This window comes from Stenotrophomonas sp. YJH_SMC_53, assembly GCF_059369995.1.
The window spans coordinates 1-24,525 of record NZ_JCAFTF010000016.1; the positions used below are offsets into that span (position 1 = coordinate 1).

18 protein-coding genes are annotated in these 24,525 nt (G+C 67.2%); 15 read left to right on the forward strand and 3 right to left on the reverse strand.

Features of this window, described 5'->3' with window-relative positions:
• Positions 1–339 precede the first annotated feature (339 nt).
• From AC5P7X_RS18885 to AC5P7X_RS18905, 5 genes are all read left to right on the forward strand, one after another.
• Positions 340–1,515: a phosphoglycerate kinase gene (locus tag AC5P7X_RS18885; protein WP_005418866.1), complete on the forward strand. Its 1,176-nt coding sequence runs from the start codon at positions 340–342 to the stop codon at positions 1,513–1,515.
• A complete protein-coding gene (locus tag AC5P7X_RS18890) occupies positions 1,512–2,165 on the forward strand; it encodes an HAD hydrolase-like protein (protein ID WP_065179512.1) in 654 nt (217 codons plus the stop codon). Before AC5P7X_RS18885 ends, AC5P7X_RS18890 begins: the two co-directional genes overlap by 4 nt.
• A gap of 178 nt (positions 2,166–2,343) precedes the next feature.
• Positions 2,344–3,810 carry a pyruvate kinase gene (gene pyk / locus AC5P7X_RS18895; protein WP_005418863.1) on the forward strand — a complete coding sequence of 489 codons (1,467 nt, stop codon included), beginning with the start codon at positions 2,344–2,346 and terminating at the stop codon, positions 3,808–3,810.
• A gap of 197 nt (positions 3,811–4,007) precedes the next feature.
• The gene (locus AC5P7X_RS18900) at positions 4,008–5,012 is read left to right on the forward strand and encodes a class I fructose-bisphosphate aldolase (protein ID WP_005418861.1); all 1,005 of its coding nucleotides are present in this window, start codon (positions 4,008–4,010) and stop codon (positions 5,010–5,012) included.
• Between the two features lie 129 nt (positions 5,013–5,141).
• Complete coding sequence (locus AC5P7X_RS18905; RefSeq protein ID WP_495215260.1) at positions 5,142–6,284, forward strand: ABC transporter substrate-binding protein; 1,143 nt, start codon at positions 5,142–5,144, stop codon at positions 6,282–6,284.
• Between the two features lie 92 nt (positions 6,285–6,376).
• Here the strand turns inward: AC5P7X_RS18905 and AC5P7X_RS18910 are convergent, their stop codons facing one another.
• Positions 6,377–6,976, reverse strand: a complete 600-nt coding sequence (locus AC5P7X_RS18910; RefSeq protein WP_049413164.1) for an O-acetyl-ADP-ribose deacetylase — start codon at positions 6,974–6,976, stop codon at positions 6,377–6,379.
• A 237-nt stretch (positions 6,977–7,213) separates the two neighbouring features.
• The gene (gene cysK / locus AC5P7X_RS18915; protein ID WP_005418856.1) at positions 7,214–8,173 is read right to left on the reverse strand and encodes a cysteine synthase A; all 960 of its coding nucleotides are present in this window, start codon (positions 8,171–8,173) and stop codon (positions 7,214–7,216) included.
• A 209-nt stretch (positions 8,174–8,382) separates the two neighbouring features.
• Between cysK and AC5P7X_RS18920 the strand changes: the two genes are divergently transcribed.
• The 10 genes from AC5P7X_RS18920 (at position 8,383) to AC5P7X_RS18965 (ending at position 22,804) form a co-directional block, all read left to right on the forward strand.
• A complete protein-coding gene (locus tag AC5P7X_RS18920) occupies positions 8,383–9,366 on the forward strand; it encodes a LysR family transcriptional regulator (RefSeq protein ID WP_005418854.1) in 984 nt (327 codons plus the stop codon).
• Positions 9,367–9,984: 618 nt separating this feature from the next.
• Positions 9,985–10,404, forward strand: coding sequence for a DUF2946 family protein (locus tag AC5P7X_RS18925; RefSeq protein WP_053500558.1), 420 nt, complete (start codon positions 9,985–9,987; stop codon positions 10,402–10,404).
• A gap of 72 nt (positions 10,405–10,476) precedes the next feature.
• A complete protein-coding gene (locus tag AC5P7X_RS18930; RefSeq protein ID WP_495215261.1) occupies positions 10,477–12,540 on the forward strand; it encodes a TonB-dependent copper receptor in 2,064 nt (687 codons plus the stop codon).
• A gap of 273 nt (positions 12,541–12,813) precedes the next feature.
• On the forward strand, positions 12,814–13,920 hold the full coding sequence (locus AC5P7X_RS18935) for an efflux RND transporter periplasmic adaptor subunit (RefSeq protein ID WP_053500562.1): 1,107 nt from the start codon (positions 12,814–12,816) through the stop codon (positions 13,918–13,920).
• The gene (locus AC5P7X_RS18940; RefSeq protein WP_005418827.1) at positions 13,917–17,042 is read left to right on the forward strand and encodes an efflux RND transporter permease subunit; all 3,126 of its coding nucleotides are present in this window, start codon (positions 13,917–13,919) and stop codon (positions 17,040–17,042) included. Before AC5P7X_RS18935 ends, AC5P7X_RS18940 begins: the two co-directional genes overlap by 4 nt.
• On the forward strand, positions 17,035–17,619 hold the full coding sequence (locus AC5P7X_RS18945; protein WP_005418816.1) for a GNAT family N-acetyltransferase: 585 nt from the start codon (positions 17,035–17,037) through the stop codon (positions 17,617–17,619). The genes AC5P7X_RS18940 and AC5P7X_RS18945 overlap by 8 nt, the downstream gene beginning before the upstream one ends.
• Positions 17,620–17,830: 211 nt before the next feature.
• On the forward strand, positions 17,831–19,339 hold the full coding sequence (locus tag AC5P7X_RS18950; protein ID WP_049412709.1) for an alanine/glycine:cation symporter family protein: 1,509 nt from the start codon (positions 17,831–17,833) through the stop codon (positions 19,337–19,339).
• Positions 19,340–20,173, forward strand: coding sequence for a TrmH family RNA methyltransferase (locus AC5P7X_RS18955; RefSeq protein WP_329843333.1), 834 nt, complete (start codon positions 19,340–19,342; stop codon positions 20,171–20,173).
• A gap of 182 nt (positions 20,174–20,355) precedes the next feature.
• Positions 20,356–21,342 carry a transporter family protein gene (locus tag AC5P7X_RS18960; protein WP_329843334.1) on the forward strand — a complete coding sequence of 329 codons (987 nt, stop codon included), beginning with the start codon at positions 20,356–20,358 and terminating at the stop codon, positions 21,340–21,342.
• 10 nt (positions 21,343–21,352) lie between these two features.
• On the forward strand, positions 21,353–22,804 hold the full coding sequence (locus tag AC5P7X_RS18965) for an alanine/glycine:cation symporter family protein (protein WP_346608106.1): 1,452 nt from the start codon (positions 21,353–21,355) through the stop codon (positions 22,802–22,804).
• A gap of 61 nt (positions 22,805–22,865) precedes the next feature.
• Here AC5P7X_RS18965 and AC5P7X_RS18970 read toward each other — a convergent pair whose 3' ends face one another.
• Positions 22,866–24,287 (reverse strand): M28 family peptidase, encoded by a 1,422-nt coding sequence (locus AC5P7X_RS18970; RefSeq protein WP_329843337.1) that lies wholly within the window; start codon positions 24,285–24,287, stop codon positions 22,866–22,868.
• Positions 24,288–24,525 lie beyond the last annotated feature (238 nt).

Here is a 24,525-nt window from a genome sequence, read left to right on the forward strand (position 1 = left end):
CACGGCTTGGTGCTTGAACTCATCGGTGTAGCTACGACGGGTGATACGGGACATAAGGGACCTCCAGGTGCGATCAAAGTATCGCTTCTTGGCGTCCGCTGACGGGGGGCCAGATCAGTGAGCCGCATGGATGCGGCGACCAAGCCCCCATGGACGGGTTTACGGCGTCCCCTGCCACCCCACAGCACCCCGGCTCACCCTCAGCACCAAGAAGCGCCAGCGCTTTGGCTGTTGCAGTTCGCTGTTGCCGTATGCCTCTGCCTGCCGCAGGCATCGCCACCCGATACAATGGCCGTCTGCCGCAGACCGGCATCCCGTCCCCGAGCCAAAGAGTTGCCCATGTCCATTGTCCGCATGACCGACCTCGACCTCTCCGGCAAGCGCGTGCTGATCCGCCAGGATCTGAACGTGCCGATCGAGAATGGCCGCATCACCTCCGAACAGCGCATCACCGCTTCGTTGCCGACGCTCAAGCGCGCGCTGGAGCAGGGCGCGGCGGTGATGGTCACCTCGCACCTGGGGCGCCCGAAGGAAGGCGTGTGGAGCGAGGCCGATTCGCTGGCACCGGTCGCCCAGCGCCTGTCCGAACTGCTGGGCCGCGACGTTCCGCTGGTGCGCGACTGGGTCGACGGCGTCGACGTGCAGCCGGGCCAGCTGGTGCTGCTGGAAAACTGCCGCATGAACGTCGGCGAGGGCAAGGATGACGAGGCCCTGTCGAAGAAGTACGCCGCCCTGTGCGACGTGTTCGTGATGGATGCCTTCGGTACCGCGCACCGTGCGCAGGCCTCCACCCATGGTGTCATCCGCTTCGCACCGGTCGCGGCCGGTGGCCCGCTGCTGATGGCCGAGCTGGACGCGCTGGCGCAGGCGCTGGATGCACCGGCCAAGCCGCTGCTGGCCATCGTCGCCGGCAGCAAGGTCAGCACCAAGCTGGAGTTGCTGGCCAATCTGGTTGGCAAGGTCGACCAGCTGATCGTCGGTGGCGGCATCGCCAACACCTTCATCGCCGCAGCTGGCTACAACGTCGGCAAGTCCCTGTACGAGCCGGACCTGCTGGATACCGCGAAGAAGATCGTGGCCGATGCCAAGGCACGCGGCGCCGACATTCCGCTGCCGGTTGACGTGGTCACCGCCAAGCAGTTCCTGCCCGACGCTGCCGCGGAAGTGAAGGCGGTCGATGCCGTTGCCGAAGACGACCTGATCTTGGACATCGGCCCGCAGACCGCCGCGCAGTACGCGCAGCTGATCGAGAAGGCCGGCACCGTGGTCTGGAACGGCCCGGTCGGCGTGTTCGAGTTCGAGTCCTTCAGCAAGGGTACCGAAGCGCTGGCCCGCGCGATCGCCAGCTCGAAGGCGTTCTCCATCGCCGGCGGTGGCGACACCCTGGCCGCAGTCGACAAGTTCGATATCGCCGGCGACGTCAGCTACATCTCCACTGGTGGTGGTGCGTTCCTGGAATTCCTGGAAGGCAAGACCCTGCCGGCTGTCGCCGCACTCGACGCGCGCGGCGCATGAGCGCCGAGCGCGGCAAGGATGTGCTGTTCTTCGATCTTGACGGCACGCTGATCGATTCGCAGGTGGGCATCACCGCCTGCATCGCCTATGCGCTGCAGAAGATGGACCATCCGGTGCCGCCGCAGGAAACCCTGCTGGGCTGGATCGGTCCTTCGCTGCGCACCACCTTCGCGCCGTTGTTCGTCGAACCGGCGCGGGTGGAACAGGCCGTGGGCTACTACCGGGAGCGCTTCGACGTCGAAGGCTGGCGCGAGCACACGGTGTACCCGCAGGTGGAAGGCACGCTGCGCACGCTGCATGGCCGTGGACACCGGCTGGCGGTGGTCACCGCCAAGAACGAGCCGCACGCGCGCCGCATCCTCGCCCACCTGCCGTTCGGTGGGCTGTTCGAGGAGATCGTCGGTTCAACCCTGGATGGCTCGCGCAGCCACAAGCCGGAACTGGTCGGCGAGGCACTGCGCCGGCTGCAGGTGCAGCCTGCACAGTGCTGGATGATCGGCGACCGGCGCATGGACATCGAAGGCGCGCGCCACCACGGCCTGCGTAGTGTCGGCGTGCTGTGGGGCTTTGGCGGAGAGGCGGAATTGACCGAAGCCGGTGCCAGCCAGCTGGCACGTGAGCCGGCGCAGCTGGAAGCGCTGCTGGCGTAGCTTCCTGTGGAGCCGAGCCCATGCTCGGCTCCACAGAACCGCCCCCCTGCGCCAGCGTATGTCCGGATGATGTCCGTTCCATGACCCGCGAAGTCAGGCGGCACAAGGCTGTAACCGTATACATGCGGCGTGAAGGATGTGCTAATTTCCGTTCTTTATCGGGAGAGGCCCATCCACCATGTTCGAGCGTCAGCGTCGCACCAAGATCCTTGCCACCCTCGGTCCGGCCACTGACCCGCCGGGCGTGCTGGAGGATCTGTTCCGCGCCGGCGTCAACGTGGTGCGCCTGAACTTCAGCCATGGCGATCCGTCCGGCCAGGCCAAGCGTGCCGCCGAAGTGCGTGCCGCTGCGGCCCGCGTGGGTGTGGAAGTGGGCATCCTGGCCGACCTGCCGGGCCCGAAGATCCGCATCGAGCGCTTCGCCGAAGGCAAGGTGCAGCTGAAGGCGGGCGACCGCTTCGACCTGATCGCCAGCGAGAACGCCGGCCCGGGCACTGCCAGCGAGGTGGGCGTGAGCTACCTCGGCCTGCCGCAGGACGTCGGCCCGGGTGATGTGCTGCTGCTCGACGACGGCCTGATGCAGTTGCAGGTGGTGGAAGTACAGGGCGACCGTATCGTCAACACCGTGCTCAACGATGGTGTGTTGTCCGACCGCAAGGGCCTGAACAAGCAGGGCGGCGGCCTCTCGCTGGGTGCGCTGACCGAGCGCGACAAGGAGCTGATCGGCATCGTTGCCAAGATCGGCGTGGACTTCATCGCCGTGTCGTTCTGCCGCAATGCGCAGGACATGAACGATGCGCGCGACATCGCCCGTTCGCACGGCTGTGATGCCGCGCTGGTGTCGAAGATCGAGCGCACCGAGGCAATCGAGAACCTGGAAGAAATCGTCGAGGCCAGCGACGTGGTGATGGTCGCCCGTGGCGACCTGGGCGTGGAAATCGGCGATGCCGAGCTGCCGGGCCTGCAGAAGAAGATCATCAAGGCCTCGCTGGCGCAGAACAAGGTGGTGATCACCGCCACGCAGATGCTGCAGTCGATGGTGGAAAGCCCGATCCCGACCCGCGCCGAAGTACTGGACGTGGCCAACTCGGTCATCGACGGCACCGACGCAGTGATGCTGTCGGCGGAAACTGCCGCTGGCGCCTACCCGGTCAAGGCCGTGGAGGCGATGGCACGCATCTGCCTGGGGGCCGAGCGCCAGTTCCAGACCGAGACCGACTTCAACGCGTCGCCGCGCAACCTGGAACGTGCCGACCAGGCGATTGCCATGGCCACCATGTTCCTGTCGCAGCATGTGGGCGTGCGCGCGATCGTGGCGATGACCGAATCCGGTGGCACCGCACGTTACCTGTCGCGTTTCCGGGCCAAGGCGCCGGTGTTCGCGGTGACCCGCCATGACGGTGCGCGCCGGCAGATGGCGCTGATGCGCGATGTGTTCCCGATCAACTTCGACAGCCGCGGCCTGACCCCGCGTGAAGCCGCGCGCGGCAGCATCCGCCTGCTGGTGGAATCGGAACTGCTGCAGGCTGGTGATCGCGTCGTGTTCACCAGTGGCGAGCACATGGAAACCCACGGTGCCACCAATACCCTGCGCCTGCTGGAAGTGGGTGAGGACGGCCGCGCCATCGGCCTGGGCGACCTATAAGCGCTGGCCACATCGGGTCGGAGCCGCTGCGCGGATCCGACCCGGGGTCAGATCCGCGCAGCGGCTCTGACCCCAACCCAGCAGGACATCCGTTGTCCTGTGCGGACATTGGAATCGTTTCCATCCTGACCTCGACACCGAGGCAACGGGCCGCGGGGCTATACTTGTGTTTTTCCCGCACCCGCCACAGGAAATACATGAGCATCGAACAGCTGGCTGAAACCGCCCAGGCCATGGTCGCCCCGGGCAAGGGCATCATCGCGATCGACGAATCCACCGCTACCATCGCCAAGCGTTTCGCCGGCGTCGGTATCGAGAACACCGAGGAGAACCGTCGCGCCTACCGCGAGCTGCTGCTGACCACGCCGAAGCTCAACGAGCACATTTCCGGCGCCATCCTGTTTGACGAAACCATCCGCCAGTCGACCAAGGACGGCGTGCCGTTCGCCAAGTACATGGCCGACCACGGCATGATTCCGGGCATCAAGGTGGACAAGGGTGCGCACCCGCTGGCCGGCTGCCCGGGCGAGCTGGTGACCGAAGGCCTCGATGGCCTGCGTGAGCGCCTGCAGGAGTACTACAAGCTGGGCGCGCGCTTCGCCAAGTGGCGTGCAGTCATCAACATCGGCGAGAGCATCCCGTCGGGTACCTGCATCGAATCCAACGCCCATGCGCTGGCCCGCTATGCAGCGCTGTGCCAGGAATGCGGCCTGGTGCCGATGGTCGAGCCGGAAGTGATCATGGACGGCGATCATGACATCGAGACCTGCTACGAAGTCACGGAAGCCACCCTGCGTTCGCTGTTCGACGCCCTGTATCAGCAGAACGTGCTGCTGGAAGGCACCATCCTGAAGGCGTCGATGGTCATCTCCGGCAAGGGCTGCGATGAGCAGGCCGATGTCGAGGAAGTGGCCGAGTCGACCGTGATGTGCCTGAAGAGCACCGTGCCGGCGATCCTGCCGGGCGTCGTGTTCCTGTCCGGTGGCCAGAGCGACGAGCAGTCCACCGAGCACCTGAACGCGATGAACCAGCTGGGCAACCTGCCGTGGCCGCTGAGCTTCTCCTACGGCCGCGCCATGCAGCAGGCCGCGTTGAAGCTGTGGGCCAAGGACATGAAGGGCAACTATGCTGCTGCCCAGAAGACCGTGTACGAGCGCGCCAGGGACAACGGCCTGGCGGCGCTGGGCAAGTGGAACGGTTGATCCGTCCCATCGCTGGATGAACAAGGCAGCGCCGGCATCACGCCGGCGTTTGCTTTTGCGGGTATCTTTTCCGCCCCCATGCGCCTGGCCGGTGCGTGGGAACCACATGGAAGGCCAAGGAGAAACAACATGCGTTTGGCAGCAATCACACTGGCCGTCGCCACGGTCCTGGTCGCCGGCGGTTGCAACCGCATCGGCGGCGGCGCGGATGCGGGCAAGGCCGCGTCGCTCGATTTCGACAAGCCGGTATCCGGCGAGATCACCTCGCGCAGCGGCATCAACTACAACGACGGCAGCCACCACCAGCTCTACCAGATCAAGCTGGAAGACAAGCAACTGGTCGGTCTGAAGCTGACCGGTTCGCTGAGCGGCTCGATTGCCGTGTTCAACAACGGCAGCCTGGTGGCCAGCAGCAACACCGGCTACGAGCGCGAAGGCGACGTCTCGCTGGCCTTCCGTGCCAACGGTGGCGGCATCTACCAGGTGGCGGTCAACGCCAACGGCTCGACCGACTATGGTCCGTACCGCCTGCGTGCCGAGAAGCTGGTGCCGTACGACGGCAAGCCGCTGGCGGGCAGCGGCGAGATCGTCGACATGCTGGCCGGTGGTTCCCAGGATTACACCCTGCAGGTGGACAAGGCCGGCCTGTACGAGATCCGCCTGGTGTCGGATGTCTTCGATCCAGTGCTGAAGCTGTCGGGCCAGGGCGTGGATGCCGAGAATGACGACGGCGGTGACAGCACCAACTCGCGCCTGACCCTGTCGCTGAAGCCGGGCAAGTACACCCTGACCGCGCGTGGCCTGGGCGACGGCGTCAGCGGCATGTTCACCCTGTCGGCCACCCGCATCGAGCTGCCCGGCAATCTGGTCGAGCGCGATGGCACGGCACTGCCGAAGTCGGGGAGCGTGTACACGATGCTCGACAACGATGGCCGCCGCCGCTTCCTGCTGTCCCTGGACCGCCCGGCCGATGTGCGCCTGGATGCGATCTCCAGCCAGGTCGATACCCTGCTGCGCGTGGTTGGCGGCGATGTCGAGCTGACCGACGACGACGGCGGCAACGGTACCAATTCACGCCTGGAAGACACCCTGCCGGCCGGTCACTACACCGTCGATGTGTCCAGCCTGAACAATGGCGCAGGCATGGTGGAAGTGCGCGTGCAGGTGGATGGCGCGAGCGCCGACGGGGCCGCAGCCTCGGCGGCACGTGCCGCGGCCGACGCAGCCGCCGTGGCCGATGATGCCGCCGCGGTGGAAGCCTCCAGTCGCTGAGTGTGATCCACGCCGTGCGTGGAAGAGCACTACGCTGCAACGGAAAAGGCCGGGCAATGCCCGGCCTTTTCTTTTACCTGAAGCACCACGGTTCAGTGCGCGGCGGCAAAGCCCGCATCCCCCAGCGGCGGCAGCAGCGACCCGCGCGGTTCGCTGTCCGCGCTTTGCCCGGCGGCGCTCAACGCCTGCTGGTAGGCCTTGGCCGTCGCGGTATTGAACGCCACCAGCACGATGCGCATCGGTTGCGCATGGCTGCGCTGCCAGGCCAGTGTTTCGGTGACAGCGATCTGCGCGGCCTGGTACAACGGATAGCCATACACGCCGCAGCTGATCGCCGGGAAGGCGATGGACTGCACGCCCAGTGATTCGGCCAGCTGCAGTGACTTCCAGTAGCAGTTGGCCAGCAACGCCGGTTCATCGCGCTGGCCGTCGTGCCAGACCGGGCCTACCGTGTGCAGTACATGGCGCGCCGGCAACGCATGGGCACCGGTGGCGCGCACTTCACCCGTCGGGCAACGCACGCCCGGGCGCAGCTCCGGCAACCGCTCGCACTCTGCCCGCAAGGCGGGGCCGGCCGCACGATGGATCGCGCCGTCGACACCGCCGCCACCGAGCAGCGTTTCATTGGCCGCGTTGACGATCGCATCCACCGCCAGGGTCGTGATGTCGCCCTGCCAAACCTCGATCTTCATGCGTCCGTCTCCTGCCTGTGAGGTGATCCGCGCAGCATCTGCGCCGGCTGTTCCCACGGTAGGGGACAGGGCATCGATGCTGCGTCATGACCGTCTCACGCGCTGCGATCCAACGGCCTTCGCGCACGATGGCGGGCGACGCCTTCACGCAGGCTGAAGCAGGGCGCACGCCGGGCACGGCCCGGCGCTACCTGCAGTCGGACGTCGGTAGCGCCGGGCCATGCCCGGCGGATCGCATCACGGTAGGCCGGCCAGCCAGTCGTCGTCGGATCCTTCGTTCACATCGGCGAACAGCGGCGTGGAGAAGTAACGTTCACCGGTGTCCGGCAGCATCGCAAGGATCACCGAGCCCGGTTCAGCGCGGGCAGCGATGTCCAGCGCGCTGGCCACGGTGGCGCCGGCGGAGATGCCGACGAAGATGCCTTCCTCGGCGGCCAGGCGACGCGCGGTGGTGATCGCACGATCGTCTTCGACCGAGACCAGTTCATCCACCACGTCGCGGTTGAGCACGTCCGGCACGAAGTCCGGGGTCCAGCCCTGGATCTTGTGCGGCTTCCAGTCATCCCCCTTGAGCAGGGCGGCGCCGGCCGGTTCGGTGGCGATGATGCGGGTCTGCGGGCGTGCCACCTTCAGCACTTCGCCTACGCCAGTGAGCGTGCCGCCGGTGCCCCAGCCGCTGACGAAGTAGTCCAGCCGCTTGCCGGCGAAGTCGCGCAGGATCTCGGCAGCGGTGGTGTTGCGGTGATACGCCGGGTTGGCCGGGTTGGCGAACTGGCTGGCCAGGAACCAGCCGTGCTGCTCGGCCAGCTCAGCCGCCCTGCGCACCATGCCGCTGCCGCGCTCGGCGGCCGGGGTCAGGATCACCTTGGCGCCGTAGGCACGCATCAGCTTGCGGCGCTCGACCGAGAAGGTTTCGACCATGGTGGCCACGAACTTGTAGCCGCGCGCGGCGGCGACCATCGCCAGTGCCACGCCGGTGTTGCCCGAGGTGGCCTCCACGATCGTGTCGCCCGGCTTGAGCAGGCCGCGTGCTTCGGCATCGAGGATGATCGCCAGCGCCAGGCGGTCCTTCACCGAGCCGCCCGGGTTGAACGACTCGACCTTGGCGTAGACGCTGACCTGTGGCGGCGCCAGGCGCTGCAGCCTGACGATGGGGGTGTTGCCGACGGTATCGAGGATGGAGTCGTACAGGGCCATGGGAGCGCTCCGGAAACGGGGCCGCGACGGGTCACGGCGGGCGAAGGGGGGAGGGCTGGCCGTTCAGGCCAGCGGCTGCCGGCTGACCGTAGCGCCGGCATATGACGCCCGGAAATGACCAGATACCTTTCTTAAACAACCTTTGGTTATAAGCTGGTGACGGCAATTGACCCTAGAGTGGACTTCCGCCCCATGCCGCCTGCCTGCCCATGACGCTGACCCAGCTGCGCTACCTGGTAGCCATCGCCGACGCCGAGCTGAACATCACGCTGGCCGCCTCGCGCGTGCACGCCACCCAGCCCGGCCTGTCCAAGCAGCTCAAGCAGCTGGAGGACGAGCTCGGCTTCCTGCTGTTCGTGCGCAAGGGGCGCAGCCTGGAGTCGGTTACCCCGGCCGGAACCGAAGTCATCGCGCGTGCCCGCGCAGTGCTGGCCGAAGCCAACAACATCCGTACGTATGCGGCAAACCAGCGGCGCGAAAGCCAGGGCCAGCTGATCCTGACCACCACGCACACCCAGGCGCGCTTCGTGTTGCCGCCGGCGGTGGCGGCGATCAAGCAGGCCTATCCGCAGGTCAGCGTGCACCTGCAGCAGGCCGGTGAAACCGACGCGCTGGACCGCTTGAACCAGGGTGACGCCGATATCGCCATCATCAGCACCGCAGGCGGTGAGCCAACCGACGGCATCGCAGTGCCGCTGTTCCGCTGGCGGCGCCTGGTGGTGGTACCCAAGGGCCACCCGTTGGACCGCGCCGGCCGTGCACCGGACCTGGCCGCGCTGGCCCGCCAGCCGTTGATCAGCTACGAATCCTCGACCCGACCGAACTCTTCCCTGCAACGCGCCTTCGCCGCCAATGGGCTGGTGCCCGACCTGGCGCTGACCGCGCTCGATGCCGACCTGATCAAGACCTACGTGCGCACGGGCCTGGGCGTAGGCCTGCTGGCCGAGATGGCGGTCAGTTCCAATGACGAAGACCTGAGGTCGTGGCCGGCGCCGGATCCGATCAGCGAGTGCATCGCCTGGGCGGTGTTGCCGCGCGACCGCGTGCTGCGTGATTACGCGCTGGAGCTCGTGCACGTGCTGGCCCCACAGATTGATCCGCGCGACCTGCGGCGGGTGCTGGATGGCAACCAGGCCGCAGCGTGGCCGGTGCCACCGACCTGGGAGTCGCTGACCCAGACCATCACGGTGTGAGGTGGGTCGAGCAGGGCGTGCAGCCCTGCACCTGCCGAATCAAAGGCAAAAGCCGAAGCAACAGCAACTGCTGGCTTCCGTGGGGCGGCGGGGCGGTGTGGGCAGGCAGGACACGCCGTAAACCCATCCCTGGGGGCTCGATGGCGCCATCCATGGCGCCAACGGTCCTGCCTGCCCATACCGCCCCGCCTCTGACAGATTCCGATGGCTGTTGGTAGGTGTCGACCTTGGTCGACACGGTAGATCCACGCCATGCGTAGATGAAATCTGTCAGATATCGAAATGCATCTGGGGTCAGATCCGTTTTTCCTGCGGAAAACGGATCTGACCCCAAGAGCCGTTCCAACAGACCGCAGAAAACTGTCGAAGGCGGGGTGGGTCCGGTTGCGGGGGCGTGAGCGCCATGGATGGCGCGACCGAGGCTACATGGACGTATTTACGGCGTCCCCCGCAACCGGACCCACCCCGCCTACCCACAGGAAACCGCTTTTGCTTTTGCTGTTGCTTCGGCTCTTGCCGTGGCCTCTGCAGGTGCAGGGCTGCAAGCCCTGCCGATAAACCCCCTCCTGCGACGGTTCGTCGCACGGGCACCCCTGGACCCGCCTCTACACTAGCGGGGTGACCCGCCTGTCCCGCCCGCAGCGCCTCCTGCTGCAGCTCGCCGTCCTGGCGACGCTGCTGATGGTGCTTGCGCCACTGGTCAGCCGCGCGCTGCAGGCGCCGCCGATGGACCACGCGGCGATGGCAGGCATGGACCACGCGCACATGCACCACGACGCTGCCGCAGTGGGTCAGAGCCCTCTGCACGGGCAACGGAGTCCGACCCCACCGGCCGATCCCCATGCCATGCATGGCGAAGCCTGCGAATACTGCGTGCTGGCCATGCGCCTGCTGCCGTGGCTGGCTGTACTGGTGGTGCTGTTGCCACTGCTGTGGCGGCCGCGGCTGGTATTCCCGTGGTCGCAGCAGGTACTGCCGGCACTGCGCTGGCCGGCACACGCCGCGCGTGGGCCACCGCGCGCCTCCATCGTCCGCTGATTTTCCTGTCGAATCTGCCGCACGACGCCTGACCGGGCGCCGTGCGCGCGTGCGTACCTTGGAGCTGTTCCGATGAAAATGACTTCCCGCCCCGCAGGCGCCTGCGTGCGCCTGCCGGTTGCCCTTGGCCTGGCCGCAGCTGCAACGCTGGCCCATGCCGCGCCCGCCGAAGAGGCGCGCACTCTCGATACGCTGGTGGTCACCGCCGCCGCGCCTTCGTCGCCACTGCACTGGGTGACCGATCCACGCCTGCCGCGGCAGCCGGTCCCGGCCAGTGACGGCGCCGATTACCTGAAGACCGTTCCTGGCTTCTCCGCCATCCGCAACGGCGGCACCAACGGTGACCCGGTGCTGCGCGGCATGTTGGGTTCGCGCCTGAACATCCTCAGCAATGACGGCAACCTGATCGGTGCCTGCCCCTCGCGCATGGACAACCCGCTGTCCTACATCGCACCGGAGAGCTTCGACCGCCTGACCATCATCAAGGGCCCGCAGAGCGTGCGCTGGGGGGCAGGTGCCTCGGCCGGCACCGTGCGCTTCGAACGCGATACACCGCGCTTCGAGGAACCGGGCCTGCGTGCCGATGCCAGTACGCTGGTCGGTTCGCGCAACCGCAACGACCAGGTGCTGGACCTGACCCTGGGCAACCCGACCGGCTATGTGCGCGCCAGCGGCAACCGTTCCGAAGCCGATGACTACAAGGACGGCAACGGCGATGTGGTGCCGTCGAAGTGGCGCAAGTGGAACGGTGACGTGGCGATCGGCTGGACGCCGGATGCCGACACGCTGCTGGAAATTTCTGCCGGTGCCGGCGATGCGATCGCACGCTACGCGGGGCGCGGCATGGACGGTGCCGCGTTCGAACGCACCAGCTACGCCGCGCGCTTCGAGAAGCGCAATCTGCCGGGTGCGTGGGACACAGTGCAGGCCAACGTGTACTACAACGAGGCCGACCACGTGATGGACAACTACACGCTGCGAACGCCGAATTCGCACAGCATGATGCCGATGCCGATGGCATCGAACGTGGACCGACGCACCCAGGGCGGCCGGGTCAGTTCCGAGTGGCGCTGGCAGGACGTGCAACTGGTGGCGGGTGTGGATGGCGAGGACAGCCGCCATCGTGGGCGAATGGGCATGGGCCGGGGCACCTATAGCCAGGCGGCGTGGCAGACCGATGCCAGCTTCCGCCGCTATGGCGTTTTCACCGAGTTGACCCTCGGGGCCGGCACCGATCAGCGCTGGATCAGCGGCCTGCGCATCGATCGTGCCAGCGTGCGTGATGAGCGGCAGTCGATCCGTGGAATGATGGGCAGCCGGCCCAACCCAACGGCCGAGCAAAAGCGCAAGGCGTGGCTCGGCAGTGGCTTCCTGCGCTACGAGCAGGACCTGGCCGACGGCCTGACCTGGTACGCCGGCCTCGGCCACAGTGAACGCATGCCCGACTACTGGGAGCTGTTCTCGCCCGACCACGGACCGGCCGGTGCAGTGAACGCGTTTGCCGGCATCCAGCCCGAGCGCACCACGCAGCTCGACGTGGGCCTGCAGTACAAGGGACCGCGCGTGCAGGCCTGGGTCTCGGCCTATGCCGGGCAGTTCCAGGACTACATCCTGTTCACCTACCACGGCAGCGGCATGATGGGCATGAGCCAGGCCAGCAACGTCGAGGCGCGCATTGCCGGTGCCGAGGCCGGGTTGGAAGTGAGCCTGACCGAGCAGTGGAAGCTGGGCGGCACGCTGGCCTATGCCTGGGGAGAGAACCGCGACCAGCAGCGTCCGCTGCCGCAGATGCCGCCGTTGGAAGCACGCCTGAGCGCGAACTGGGAGGGCCAGCGCTGGAGTGCAGGCGCATTGCTGCGCGCGGTGACCCATCAGCATCGTGTCGCAGATGGACAGGGCAACGTGGTCGCGCAGGACCTCGGGCCGAGCGCCGGGTTTGCCACCTTCGCGCTCAATGCCGCGTACCGTTTCAGTTCGCAGTTGCAGCTCAGCGCCGGCGTCGACAACCTGTTCGACCGCGCCTACAGCGAGCACCTGAACCTGGCCGGCAGCGCCGACTTCGGCTTCCCGGCCGACCCGGTGCGGATCAACGAGCCGGGGCGTAGCGTGTGGATGAAGTTGAACTACCGGTATTGATCCGCCGGGCATAAAAAAACGGGGCCGGATCCCCGCCAGGATCCGTCCCCGCCCGACGCCCTCGGTCGGGCAGGTTCGACTCTACGATGACGGCCGCGGTGGTGCACCACTGGATACACCCCGACACACGCCGACACTGCCCATGGCAGCCTTGCACGGAACGGGTTCAAGGCGCTATCGCAGCCTAGGTTCCACGCCGGTAAACGCTTGGCACATACCGCTTTTATGGGCACTTGCCTACACTCGGCGGCCGTGGATCAATCAGGACCGTTCATGTTGGCTCGTATCGCTTCGACCCTGGCCCTTGGCCTCAGCCTGGCCGTGCTGGCCGGGTGCGCAGGCAAACAGGAGGCCGCCGCACGTCGGCAGGGCGAAGCGGTGCCGGTCACCGCGCAGGTCGTGCAGCCCACGCAGTGGAACGACACCCTGCAGGCACTGGGCACGGCCAAGGCGCGCGAGTCGATCAGCGTCACTGCCAAAGTCAGCGAGATCGTCGAGAAAGTGCACTTCGAGAGTGGCCAGCACATTGCCGCCGGTGCGCCGATCGTGACGCTGCGCGGGCAGGCCCAGGAAGCCGCACTGGTGCAGGCGCAGGCCACCTTCCATGAAGCTGATCAGCTGTACAAGCGCCAGCGCGAACTGGCCGCCCAGCGGCTGGTGTCCAGCGCCACGCTGGATACGCAGAAGTCGATCCGCGACGCCGCCGAGGCGCGCGTGATGCAGATGCAGGCAGACATTGGCGACCGCCGCGTGCGTGCGCCCTTTGCCGGTGTGCTTGGCATCCGCCAGGTCAGTCCGGGATCGCTGCTGACCCCGACCACGGTCATCGCCACGCTCGACGACATCGAGCACATGCATGTCGATTTCCAGGTGCCGGAAGTGGAGCTGGCTGCGCTGGGCGTTGGTGACAAGGTCAGTGCCACCAGCGTGGCCTGGCCGGGTCGCACCTTCGAGGGCGTGGTCAGCACCATCGATGCGCGCATCGATCCGGCCACCCGTGCGGTGACCGTGCGCGCCGATTTCGCCAATGGCGACCACGCATTGCGCCCGGGCATGCTGCTGGACGTGCGCCTGTTCCGCCCCGAGCGCCCGGCGCTGGTGGTCCCGGAAATCGCCGTGGTACAGGTCGGCCGCGATACCTTCGTGTACCGCATCAAGGCCGACGACAGCGTCGAGCGGGTGGACGTGGTCACCGGCGCGCGCCGTGCCGGCGTGGTCGAGATCCGGCAGGGCCTGGAAGCAGGCCAGCGCATCGTGGTCGATGGCACCGGCAAGCTGCGCCCGGGCCTGAAGGTCGCTGCGAAGGACGCCGCACCGGCCTCTGGCGCCAAACCGGCTGACGCGCCGGCGCCGGTCGCGACCGAGGGCCGCGGCGGATGAAGCTGTCCGACATCTCCATCCAGCGGCCGGTGTTCGCCGTGGTGATGAGCCTGTTGCTGCTGGTGCTGGGCGTGATGTCCTTCACCCGCCTGACCCTGCGCGAACTGCCCGCCATCGACCCTCCGATCGTTTCGGTGTCGGTGGACTACACCGGCGCGTCGGCGGCGGTCATCGAAAGCCGCATCACCCAGGTGCTGGAAGATGCGCTGGCCGGCATCGAAGGCATCGATACGATCAACGCGCGCAGCACCAACGGCCGCTCGCAGGTCAGCATCGAGTTCACCTCCAACCGTGATATCGAAGCGGCGGCCAACGACGTGCGCGATGCGGTCAGCCGCGTCGCCGACCGCATGCCGGAAGAGGCGCGGCCACCAGAGATTGCCAAGGTCGAGAGCGATGCCGACCCGATCATCTGGTTCAACATGGTGTCCTCGACCATGGACACGCTGGAGTTGAGCGACTACGCCGACCGCTACGTGGTCGATCGTTTCTCCAGCCTCGATGGCGTGGCCCAGGTCCGCATCGGCGGCCGCCAGCGCTATGCGATGCGGATCTGGCTGGACCGTGACCAGCTGGCCGCGCGCGGGCTGACCACCGGCGACGTGGAAACCGCACTGCGCAACGAGAACGTGGAGCTGCCGGCCGGCCGCATCGAGTCGACCGACCGCGATTTCACCCTGCGCGTGGAACGCAACTACATCAAGCCCGAGGATTTCGCGACCATCCCGCTGGGCAAGGGCCGCGACGGCTACGTGGTGCGCATGGGCGACGTGGCGAAGATCGAGCTGGCCTCGGCCGAACGCCGCGCGTACTACCGCAGCAACGGCGAGCCCGGCATCGGCCTGGGCATCGTCAAGACCTCCACCGCCAACTCGCTGGACGTGGCACGCACTGCGCGCGCTGAGGCCGAGCGGGTGGCGCTGACCCTGCCCAAGGGCACGCAGATCTTCGTCGCCTTCGACAACACCACCTTCATCGAAGCTGCAGTGGACCGCGTCTACGCCACCCTGGTGGAAGCGATGATCCTGGTGCTGGCGGTGATCTGGCTGTTCCTCGGCAGCTTCCGCGCCGCGTTGATTCCGGCGGTGACGGTGCCGGTCTGCCTGGTGGCGGCGTTCATCGCGCTGTATGCGTTCGACTTCTCGATCAACCTGCTGACCCTGCTGGCGCTGGTGCTGTGCATCGGCCTGGTGGTGGACGATGCGATCGTGGTGGTGGAAAACGTGCAGCGCCGCATCGACCTGGGCGAACCACCGCTGGTGGCCTCCAAGCGCGGCACCGCGCAGGTCGCCTTCGCGGTGATCGCCACCACTGCCGTGCTGGTGGCGGTGTTCCTGCCGGTCGGCTTCCTGGAGGGCAACACCGGGCGACTGTTCCGCGAACTGGCCGTGGCGCTGGCCGCTGCCGTGGCGTTGTCCGCGTTCGTTGCGCTCACACTGACGCCGATGATGGCTTCCAAGCTGCTCAAGCCGCATACCGGGCAGGCCCCGCGAGGCCTGCACGGCTTCATCAACCGCAACCTGGAACGCCTTGCGGGTGCCTATGGGCGAGTGCTCGATCACCATGTCGACCGCACCTGGATCTACCTGCTGGTGATGGTGGCTGCGCTGGCCGCCAGCTGGGGCCTGCTCAAGCTGCTGCCCTCGGAACTGGCGCCAGCCGAAGACCGTGGTTCGTTCCAGATCATGATCGACGGCCCGGAAGGCGCCGGCTACGACTACACCGTGCAGCAGGTGCAGCAGGTGGAAGCGCTGCTGGCACCGCATGTCGGCCCGGACAAGCCGATCGTGCGTGCCAACCCCCGCGTGCCGGGCGGCTGGGGCGCCAGCGAGGAAATGCATACCGGCCGCGTCAGCATCTTCCTGCAGCCGTGGCGCCAGCGCAGCGAGGGTACGCCCGAAGTCGCCAACGAACTGCAGAAGGAACTGGATACCATCCGCGGCGTGCGCGTACGCACGCAGGTGGGTGGTGGCCTGGTGCGCAGCGGCGGCCAACCGTTCCAGATCGTGCTGGGCGGCCCGGAATATGCCGAGATCGCGCAGTGGCGCGACCGCATCCTGCTGCGCATGGCCGACAATCCCGGCCTGGTCGGCCCCGATTCCGATTACAAGGAAACCCGGCCGCAGATGCGGGTGAACATTGACCGCCAGCGTGCGGCCGATCTCGGCGTGCCGGTCACCGCGATCGGTTCGGCGCTGGAAACCATGATGGGCTCGCGTCGCGTCACCACCTTCGTCGACAACGGCGAGGAGTACGACGTGCTGGTGCAGGCCGGTCGCGATGGTCGTGCCAGCCCGGCCGACCTGGCCGCGATCCGCGTGCGCGCCAACTCCGGCGAGCTGGTGCCGCTGTCCAACCTGGTCACGCTGAGTGAAGTGGCCGAGGCCGGCACCCTGAACCGCTTCAACCGACTGCGCTCGATCACCATCAGTGCCGGCCTGGCGCCCGGTTATCCGCTGGGCGAGGCCATTGCGTGGGCACAGAACGTAGCCCAGGAGGAGCTGCCGCAGTACGCGCAGGTGAACTGGAAGGGCGAATCACGCGAGTACCAGAGCGCCGGCGGCGCGGTGCTGCTGACCTTCGCGATGGCGCTGCTGGTGGTGTACCTGGTGCTGGCGGCGCAGTTCGAGAGCTTCATCCATCCGCTCACCATCATGCTGACCGTGCCGCTGGGCGTACTCGGCGCGCTGGTCGGGTTGTGGGTGAGTGGCGGTACCGTGAACCTGTTCAGCCAGATCGGCATCGTGATGCTGGTCGGCCTTGCCGCGAAGAACGGCATCCTCATCGTCGAATTCGCCAACCAGCTGCGCGACGATGGGCGCAGCGTGCGCGAGGCGATCATCGAGTCGGCGATGGTGCGCCTGCGCCCGATCCTGATGACCTCGATCGCCACCGTGGTCGGCGCGATCCCGCTGGTGGTCGCCGGTGGTCCTGGTTCGGCCAGCCGTGGCACGATCGGCATCGTGATCATCTTCGGTGTGACCCTCTCGACCTTCCTGTCGCTGTTCGTGGTGCCGGCGTTCTACGCGCGGCTGGCGCCGTACACCCGTTCGCCGGAAGCGGTGAAGCGCGAGCTGGAGAAGCAGGAAGCGGAATCGCCGTCGGTGGGCGGGCATGCCTGACCGGTACGCCGGCGGGGTCGGATCCCTTTCCCAAAGGGAAAGGGCTCTGACCCCAGACCTGCAAGGCGACGGCTTCCAGCTGCGCCCCTGGCGCCCGGATGACCTGGACTCCCTGCTGCGCCACGCCAACGATGCCGAGGTATCGCGCGGCCTGCGCGACCGCTTTCCTTACCCGTACACGCGCGGGGATGGCGAGGCTTTCCTCGCCGGCCGCGTGCTGGCTCCCGGCACCCTGAACCTGGCCATCGAGATCGACGGCCAGGCCTGCGGCAGCGTCGGTGCCCAACAGGGCCTGGCCGAGCGTGGGCATACCGCCGAGCTGGGTTACTGGCTGGGCCGGGCCTATTGGGGGCAGGGCCTGATGACCCGCGTGGTCGGCCTGTTTGCCCCGTGGGTGATGGATGAGCTGCGCCTGTTCAGGCTGCAGGCCACCGTGGTCGACTTCAACCTCGGCTCGGCCCGGGTGCTGGAGAAGAACGGCTTCCAGGAAGAGGGCGTGGAGCGCTGTGCGGTCTACAAGCGCGGCGTGCTGCACGACCTGCGCCGTTTCGCCCGGGTGCGCACGCAGCTGCCGTGAGCCCTCGGGGTCAGATCCCTTTTCGCCAGAAAAGGGCTCTGACCCCAACCCGCCATAAGGGCGAACCGGGGTCGGAGCCCTCGCGCGGCGCGCAAGGGATCCGATCCCTTGTCTTCTGGCGCTACCGCAGCGGCCTTCGATCAGGGAGAATCGACCGGTCCCCTCCAGCCGACGGGACGTCCTTACAACCCGCCGACTGGAGAGAGCGCGCGTGGAAGCAACCGTACACTTCATCAACAGCATCATCTGGAGCAAGGCACTGATCTTCGTGTGCCTGGGCGCCGGCCTGTTCTTCAGCCTGCGCACGCGCTTCATGCAGATCCGTGGCTTCTTCGAGATGTGCCGCCTCACCGTCAGGGGGGAGAAATCCGACGCCGGTGTGTCCTCGTTCCAGGCGCTGGCCATGTCGATGGCCGGCCGCATGGGCATCGGCAACATCGCCGGCGTGGCCACCGCCATCGCCTTCGGCGGCCCCGGGGCGATCTTCTGGATGTGGGTGATGGGCTTCCTCGGCGCGTCCACCTCGTACGTGGAATGCACCCTGGCGCAGATCTACAAGACCAAGGACGCCGAAGGCCGCTACCGCGGTGGCCCGGCGTACTACATCGAGAAGGCGATGGGCCTGAAGTGGTATGCGCTGGCCTTCGCCATCGCCACGATCATCGCCGCAGGTTTCCTGATGCCGGGCGTGCAGGCCAATGCCATCGCCGACAGCATCATCAACGCCTGCCGTGGCACCGCGCTGTGCGGGCCGCTCGACGGCCAGGCCTTCGGCATGGAATCGGTGCAGGCGCTGAAGCTGGGCATCGGCATCGTGGTCGCGCTGCTGCTGGGCGTGGTGATCTTCGGTGGCGTCAAACGCATCGCCAACTTCGCCGAAGTGGTGGTGCCGTTCATGGCTGCCGGTTTCATCCTGATGGCCATCATCATCATGGTCATCAACTACGACCGCGTGCCGGAAATGTTCGGCATCATCTTCAAGAGTGCCTTCGGCACGCATGCCGCATTCGGCGCCATGATGGGCCTGGCCGTGGAGTGGGGCATCAAGCGCGGCATCTACGCCAACGAAGCCGGCCAGGGTTCGGGCCCGCATGCAGCGGCCGCCTCGGAAGTCTCGCACCCGGCCAAGCAGGGCTATGTGCAGGCCTTCGCCATCTACTTCGACACCATGATGGTGTGCACCGCCACCGCGTTCCTGATCCTGGCCAGCGGTACCTACAACGTGTACTCGCCGGTGGAGGGCGCCGCGCCGATCTTCCAGGGCCTGGCCGGCATTCCGGAAGGCGCCGGTTACGCCCAGGCCGGCGTGGAAGCGGTGCTGCCGGGCTGGGGTTCGGCGTTCGTATCGGTGGCCATCTTCTTCTTCGCCTTCACCACCATCATGGCGTACTACTACATGGCCGAGACCAACCTCAGCTATGTGAACCACAACAGGAAGCGGCCGCTGACCGTGCTGCTGCTGCGCCTGGGCATCATCGGCATGGTGGTGTTCGGCGCGTTCCACAATGCCACCTTGGCCTGGGCGCTGGGCGACATCGGCGTCGGCCTGATGGCCTGGCTGAACATCATCGCCATCCTCATCATCCAGAAGCCGGCGATGCTGGCCCTGCGTGACTACGAACGACAGAAGAAGCTGGGCCTGGATCCGGTGTTCGACCCTGATGCCCTGGGCATCAAGAACGCCGATTTCTGGCGCCAGCGCAAGCAGGAGAGTGTGTAAGTGAAAAACCCTTGGAACAACCGCCGCCCGTCCGCCCGTCCGCCGCGCGCAACGCCGTTGCCGCGCCCGGAGGTGCCGGCCACGGGCGGTGGTGGGCGCGGTGGCAGCGATGAGCTGCGTCTGTACGGCCTGAATGCCGTGCTGGCTGCGTTCGAAGCGCGGCCGCAGGCGCTGCGCAAGCTGTACCTGCTGGAAGCACGCATCCCGCGCCTGCAGCCGCTGTTGAAGTGGTGCGTTGCCAACCGCGTGGGCTACCGCGTGGTCGAGGATGGCGATCTGAACAAGCTCGCCGGCACCACCCATCACGAAGGGGTGGTGGCTGACATGCTGCGCACACCGGCACTGCCGCTGGCGCAGTGGCTGCAGCAGGTCGGTGATGGCCCGGCGCTGGCGCTGTGGCTGGATGGTGTGGGCAACCCGCACAACCTCGGCGCGATCCTGCGCTCGGCCGCGCACTTCGGTGCCAAGGCGCTGCTGTTGCCGGCCGGCAGCACGCTGGCCCTGTCCGGCGCCGCCGCGCGCGTTGCCGAAGGCGGTGCCGAAGCGGTGCCGCTGGTGCAGCTGCCGGAGACCGATCAGGCAATGGCGCAATTGCGCGCAGCCGGTTTCGGCCTGGCCGCGACCCTGGTCGAGGGCGGTGATGACGTGTTCCGCAGCTCGCTGCCGGCCCGCCTGGTGTATGTGATGGGTGCCGAAGGCGAGGGCATGGACCGCAGCCTGGCGGGGGCGTGCGACCTGCAGGTCTCGATTCCCGGCAGCGGCGCAGTGGAGAGCCTGAACGTAGCCTCGGCCACGGCGGTACTGCTGGCGCAATGGGCCAGTCGCCGCGGCTGATCCGACCCCAGCGGCTCGCCACGTTCGGGGTCGGATCCCTTGCCGCAGGCGAGGGCTCTGACCCCTTCCGGGGCCGGCAATTGCGTCAAGCACGCATGACGTTTTGAAAGTTTCCTTATTGGTCAGCCGCTTCTGGCGACGCAGGGTGGAATTCCATCCCATGCTGTCCAGGAGTGGCTGTCATGCATCATCCTCGCCGTACCCTCGTCGCATTGCTGGTGCTGGCCAACGTCCTTGCCAGTGCCCACGCAGCGGCTGACGAACGCAGTCTTGACGGTGTCAACTTCACCGGCCCGTTGATCACCCCCAACCCGGCCGGACTGCCACAGGGCAACTGGTACATCGAACCCTATCTGGTGCGGGTCGACAGTCGCGATCACTACGACGATGGCGGCCATCGCCGCCGCAGTGGGCAGCACAGCGGTGCATGGGCCACGGTGGTGCCGATCATCTACGGCTTCAGCGACCGGGTGATGGGCCAGGTCAATCTCAGTGCATCGCGTGCCGAACAGGGCAGCGCACGCAGCAGCGGTTTCCGTGCTGGCGATACCACCGCGCGCCTGCAGTACCTGCTGCAGGCGCCCAACGCCGATGGCACGCGCCCGGCCATCTCGGTCGCGCTGGTGCAGCGCTTCAGCACCGGCAGCCACGACCGCATCACCGGCAATCCCCTCGATGCGCAGGGCGACGGCGTGCAGCGCACCACCGCCGCGTTGGGCATGCAGCAGGTGATGTGGCTGGGCAACGAGCGTCCGCTGCGCTGGCGTGCCCAGCTCAGCGCCGGGCCGGCGCCGTCGCGCACGGCGATTTCCGGGGCCAGCGTCTACGGCACCGATGACAGCTTCCAGGGGCACATCTCCCGCGGCTCGGTGCTGGGCCTGTCGGTGGGTGCCGAGTACAGCTTCAACTCGCGCTGGGTAGGTGTGATGGAAGTAGCCGCCAGCCGTGAGACCGGACAGCGCCTGAGTGGATTCGCGCGCAACGCCAGCGGTGCCTTCGAGCGTATCGACGAACATCGCCCGGCCAGCCGCAGCCTCACCCTGGCGCCGGCCGTGGAGTACCACTTCAGCCCGGCGCTGGGCCTGATCGCCGGCGTGGAGTTCAGCGTGGCGGGCCGCAACACCAGTCGTATCGTCAGCCCCCAGGTTGCCCTGGGCATGTTCTTCTGAGGGGCCGCCGATGAACATCGAATCGATCGTCAACACGATTCTGGGCGTCGTCTGGAGCCCCTACCTGGTGGTGCTGTGCCTGCTTACCGGCCTGTACTTCAGCGTGCGCACACGCTTCATCCAGCTGCGTGCATTGCCGGACATGCTGCGCCTGATGTTCCGGCATGAGCGTTCCGATGCCGGCGTCTCACCGTTCCAGGCGTTGTCCCTTTCGCTGTCCAGCCGCGTGGGTGTCGGCAACATCGCGGGCGTCGCCATGGCCATCGCCTTCGGTGGCCCCGGTGCGATCTTCTGGATGTGGATCGTTGCCTTCCTCGGCGCATCCAGTGCCTTCATCGAATCCACGCTCGCGCAGATCTACAAGGACCGCGACGGCAAGGGGCAGTACCGGGGCGGCCCGGCGTACTACATCGAAAATGGCCTCGGCCAACGCTGGTATGCCGTGCTGTTCGCACTGGTGGCGGTGCTGGCGGGCGCGATGCTGGCCGGCACCCAGTCCAATGCGATCACCAGCGCAGTGAACGAAGCCTGGGACGTGCCGACGATGACCACCACCGCGGTTCTGCTGGTGGTGCTGGGTGTCATCCTCATTGGCGGTGTGCGGCGCATCGCGCGCGTGGCCGAATGGATGGTGCCGCTGATGGCGGTGGCCTATCTGCTGGTCGCGGCGCTGGTGATGGTGCTCAACGCGGACAAGGTGCCGGAGGTGATCATGCTGGTGCTGCGCAGTGCATTCGGCGTGGATGCGGCGTTCGGCGCAATGATCGGTACTGCCATCCAGTGGGGCGTACGCCGTGGCGTGCTGTCCAACGAGGCCGGCATGGGCAGTGGCGCGCACCCGGCCGCCGCCGCGGAGGTTTCGCATCCGGTCAAGCAGGGCCTGGTGCAGTCGTTCTCGGTCTACATCGACACGATGGTGGTGTGCAGTGCGACCGCCTTCCTGATCCTGTCCACCGGCCTGTACAACGTCTACAACCCGGCGGTGAACGGCATTCCGGATGAGGCGCGCCTGCTGCTGGGCAATCTGCCGGGCGTCGAAGCCGGGCCACGCTTCGTGCAGCATGCGGTGGAATCCGCGCTGCCGGGCTTCGGCCGTTCGTTCGTAGCGCTGGCGATGCTGCCGTTCGCGTTCACCACCATCCTGGCGCTGTACTACATGGCCGAGACCAATGTCAGCTATCTGTGCCGCGATCGGCCGACGCCGTGGGTGATGGGCAGTTTCCAGCTGCTGTTCCTGGCGGCGACCGGGTACTCGGCGGTGAACAGTGCAACGGTGGCCTGGTCGCTCGGCGACATCGGCGTCGGCCTGATGAGCTGGTTGAACATCATCGCCATCCTGCTGCTGCAAGGGCCTGCCCTGGCCGCACTGCGCGATTACGAAGCGCAGAAGCGCAAGCAGCGTGATCCGCTGTTCAGGCCGCAGGCGATCGGGGTAAGTAACACCCGGGTCTGGGAGAGCTAATACGATCAGGGGTCAGAGCCCTCGCCAAGGGCGAGGGCTCTGACCCCCCTGTGTCACCGCATCATTCGTTCGGCGGCGTGGTCGCCTTGGCCTCGCTGCCGAAGCTGCCGTCGGCTTCCGCCGCCAGGTACGCGAACACGGTGTACGCGGCCACGTTCTGCGCCAGTGCCTTCGGGTCGATCTTGTCCAGCGTGTCGTCGGCGGTGTGGTGCAGGTGGAAGTAGTCCGAGCCATCCTGCGCCAGCCACGCCCACGCACCGCCCTTGGCGGCCAGCGGGCCGACGTCTGGGCCCGGGCCACCCTTGTCGGCCTGGTACTCGATGCCCAGCGGCTTCATCACTTCGGCAATCTGCTTTGTTGCCTCGCGCGAGCCTTCCGGGTTCGGCGAACCGGTGTTGAAGGCATAGATGCGGCCGGCACCGAAGTCGCTCTCGGCGGCCAGCTGGTGCAGGGCCACGTCCTTGGCGTGTGCCTCGGCATAGGCCTTGCCGCCGTACAGGCCCTGTTCTTCGTTGGCGAAGGCGATCACGCGGATGGTGCGCTTCGGCGCCTGCTTTAGCTGGCCGATCAGGTGGCCTGCGGCCATGGTGATGCCCACGCCCGCGCCGTCATCCACCGCGCCGGTGCCCAGGTCCCACGAATCCAGGTGACCACCGATCACCACCACTTCCTTCGGCAGGCTGCGGCCGGTGATCTCGCCGATCACATTGTAGGAGGTGGCGGTGCCGTCCCAACCGCAATCCAGTGCCACCTTCACCGTGGTGCTGCCACGGGCCAGCAGGCGGGCCAGCTGGTCGGCATCGGGCACCGACAGCGCCGCCGACGGCACCGGGGTGAGGCCATCGTCGAAGCGGGTGATGCCGGTGTGCGGCACGCGGTGCGAGTCGGTACCGGCCGAGCGCATCAGGAAGCCGACCGCGCCCTTGCGGATCGCTTCGGACGGCCCCTTGCTGCGGATCGCACCGCCGCGGCCGTAGTCGCGGCCATCGCGGAACGGCAGCATCTGGTAGTCGACGAAGGCGATCTTGCCCTTCAGCGAACCGGCCGGTGCCGCCTGCAGCGCGGCCAGGTCGGCGAAGCGCACCACTTCAGCTTCCACGGTGCCGCCCGGGCTGCCGCCCAGTGCCGTGATCTGCAGCGGCTGCGGGTTCCTGCCGGTCACAGCAGCATGTTCGCTGCGGCGCTCCCACTTCGGGAAGGTCACCGGCTCTTTCCAGACCTTGTCGAAACCGAGCGCCTTGAACTTGGCTTCGGCCCAGGCCACGGCGCGGGCGTCGGCCTCGCTGCCGGCGATGCGCGGGCCGATCTCGGTGGTCAGCGATTCGACGACCTTCCAGCCGGTGTCATCGGCCAATGCCTGGTCGCGCAGCTGCGCGGCGGTGGCCAGCGACGCCGGGGGCAGGGTGGTGGTGCGCGGCGCCGCGAAGGCTGGGCCGGCCAGCAGGGCGAGGGAGGATGCGATGGCAAGGAGGCGGCGACGCATGGACAACTCCGGGAAGGGACCTAAGCCTTGGAGCTTAACAGTCGTTCAGCCCGGCGCATGGGCGGGAGGTCATGGCTGGCGCGAACGCTGTTTTCCGCCATGACCGGCAAAGCGAAAGCCCCGCCAGGGCGGGGCTTTCGCCTGCTTCTGTAGAGCCGAGCCAATGCTCGGCTGCCTTTTGCAGATCAGCCGAGCGTGGGCTCGGCTCTACAGGTGGGAGGGGCGCCCATAGGCGCCC

What these genes read in the sequence shown, in the direction of transcription:
- cysK (WP_005418856.1), bottom strand. Translation starts at nt 8,173, where the DNA reads ATGGCCCTGTACGACTCCATCCTCGATACCGTCGGCAACACCCCCATC.
- AC5P7X_RS18920 (WP_005418854.1), top strand. Translation starts at nt 8,383, where the DNA reads ATGACGCTGACCCAGCTGCGCTACCTGGTAGCCATCGCCGACGCCGAG.
- AC5P7X_RS18885 (WP_005418866.1), top strand. Translation starts at nt 340, where the DNA reads ATGTCCATTGTCCGCATGACCGACCTCGACCTCTCCGGCAAGCGCGTG.
- AC5P7X_RS18930 (WP_495215261.1), top strand. Translation starts at nt 10,477, where the DNA reads ATGAAAATGACTTCCCGCCCCGCAGGCGCCTGCGTGCGCCTGCCGGTT.
- AC5P7X_RS18900 (WP_005418861.1), top strand. Translation starts at nt 4,008, where the DNA reads ATGAGCATCGAACAGCTGGCTGAAACCGCCCAGGCCATGGTCGCCCCG.
- AC5P7X_RS18945 (WP_005418816.1), top strand. Translation starts at nt 17,035, where the DNA reads ATGCCTGACCGGTACGCCGGCGGGGTCGGATCCCTTTCCCAAAGGGAA.
- AC5P7X_RS18970 (WP_329843337.1), bottom strand. Translation starts at nt 24,287, where the DNA reads ATGCGTCGCCGCCTCCTTGCCATCGCATCCTCCCTCGCCCTGCTGGCC.
- AC5P7X_RS18910 (WP_049413164.1), bottom strand. Translation starts at nt 6,976, where the DNA reads ATGAAGATCGAGGTTTGGCAGGGCGACATCACGACCCTGGCGGTGGAT.
- AC5P7X_RS18940 (WP_005418827.1), top strand. Translation starts at nt 13,917, where the DNA reads ATGAAGCTGTCCGACATCTCCATCCAGCGGCCGGTGTTCGCCGTGGTG.
- AC5P7X_RS18965 (WP_346608106.1), top strand. Translation starts at nt 21,353, where the DNA reads ATGAACATCGAATCGATCGTCAACACGATTCTGGGCGTCGTCTGGAGC.
- pyk (WP_005418863.1), top strand. Translation starts at nt 2,344, where the DNA reads ATGTTCGAGCGTCAGCGTCGCACCAAGATCCTTGCCACCCTCGGTCCG.
- AC5P7X_RS18905 (WP_495215260.1), top strand. Translation starts at nt 5,142, where the DNA reads ATGCGTTTGGCAGCAATCACACTGGCCGTCGCCACGGTCCTGGTCGCC.
- AC5P7X_RS18935 (WP_053500562.1), top strand. Translation starts at nt 12,814, where the DNA reads ATGTTGGCTCGTATCGCTTCGACCCTGGCCCTTGGCCTCAGCCTGGCC.
- AC5P7X_RS18960 (WP_329843334.1), top strand. Translation starts at nt 20,356, where the DNA reads ATGCATCATCCTCGCCGTACCCTCGTCGCATTGCTGGTGCTGGCCAAC.
- AC5P7X_RS18890 (WP_065179512.1), top strand. Translation starts at nt 1,512, where the DNA reads ATGAGCGCCGAGCGCGGCAAGGATGTGCTGTTCTTCGATCTTGACGGC.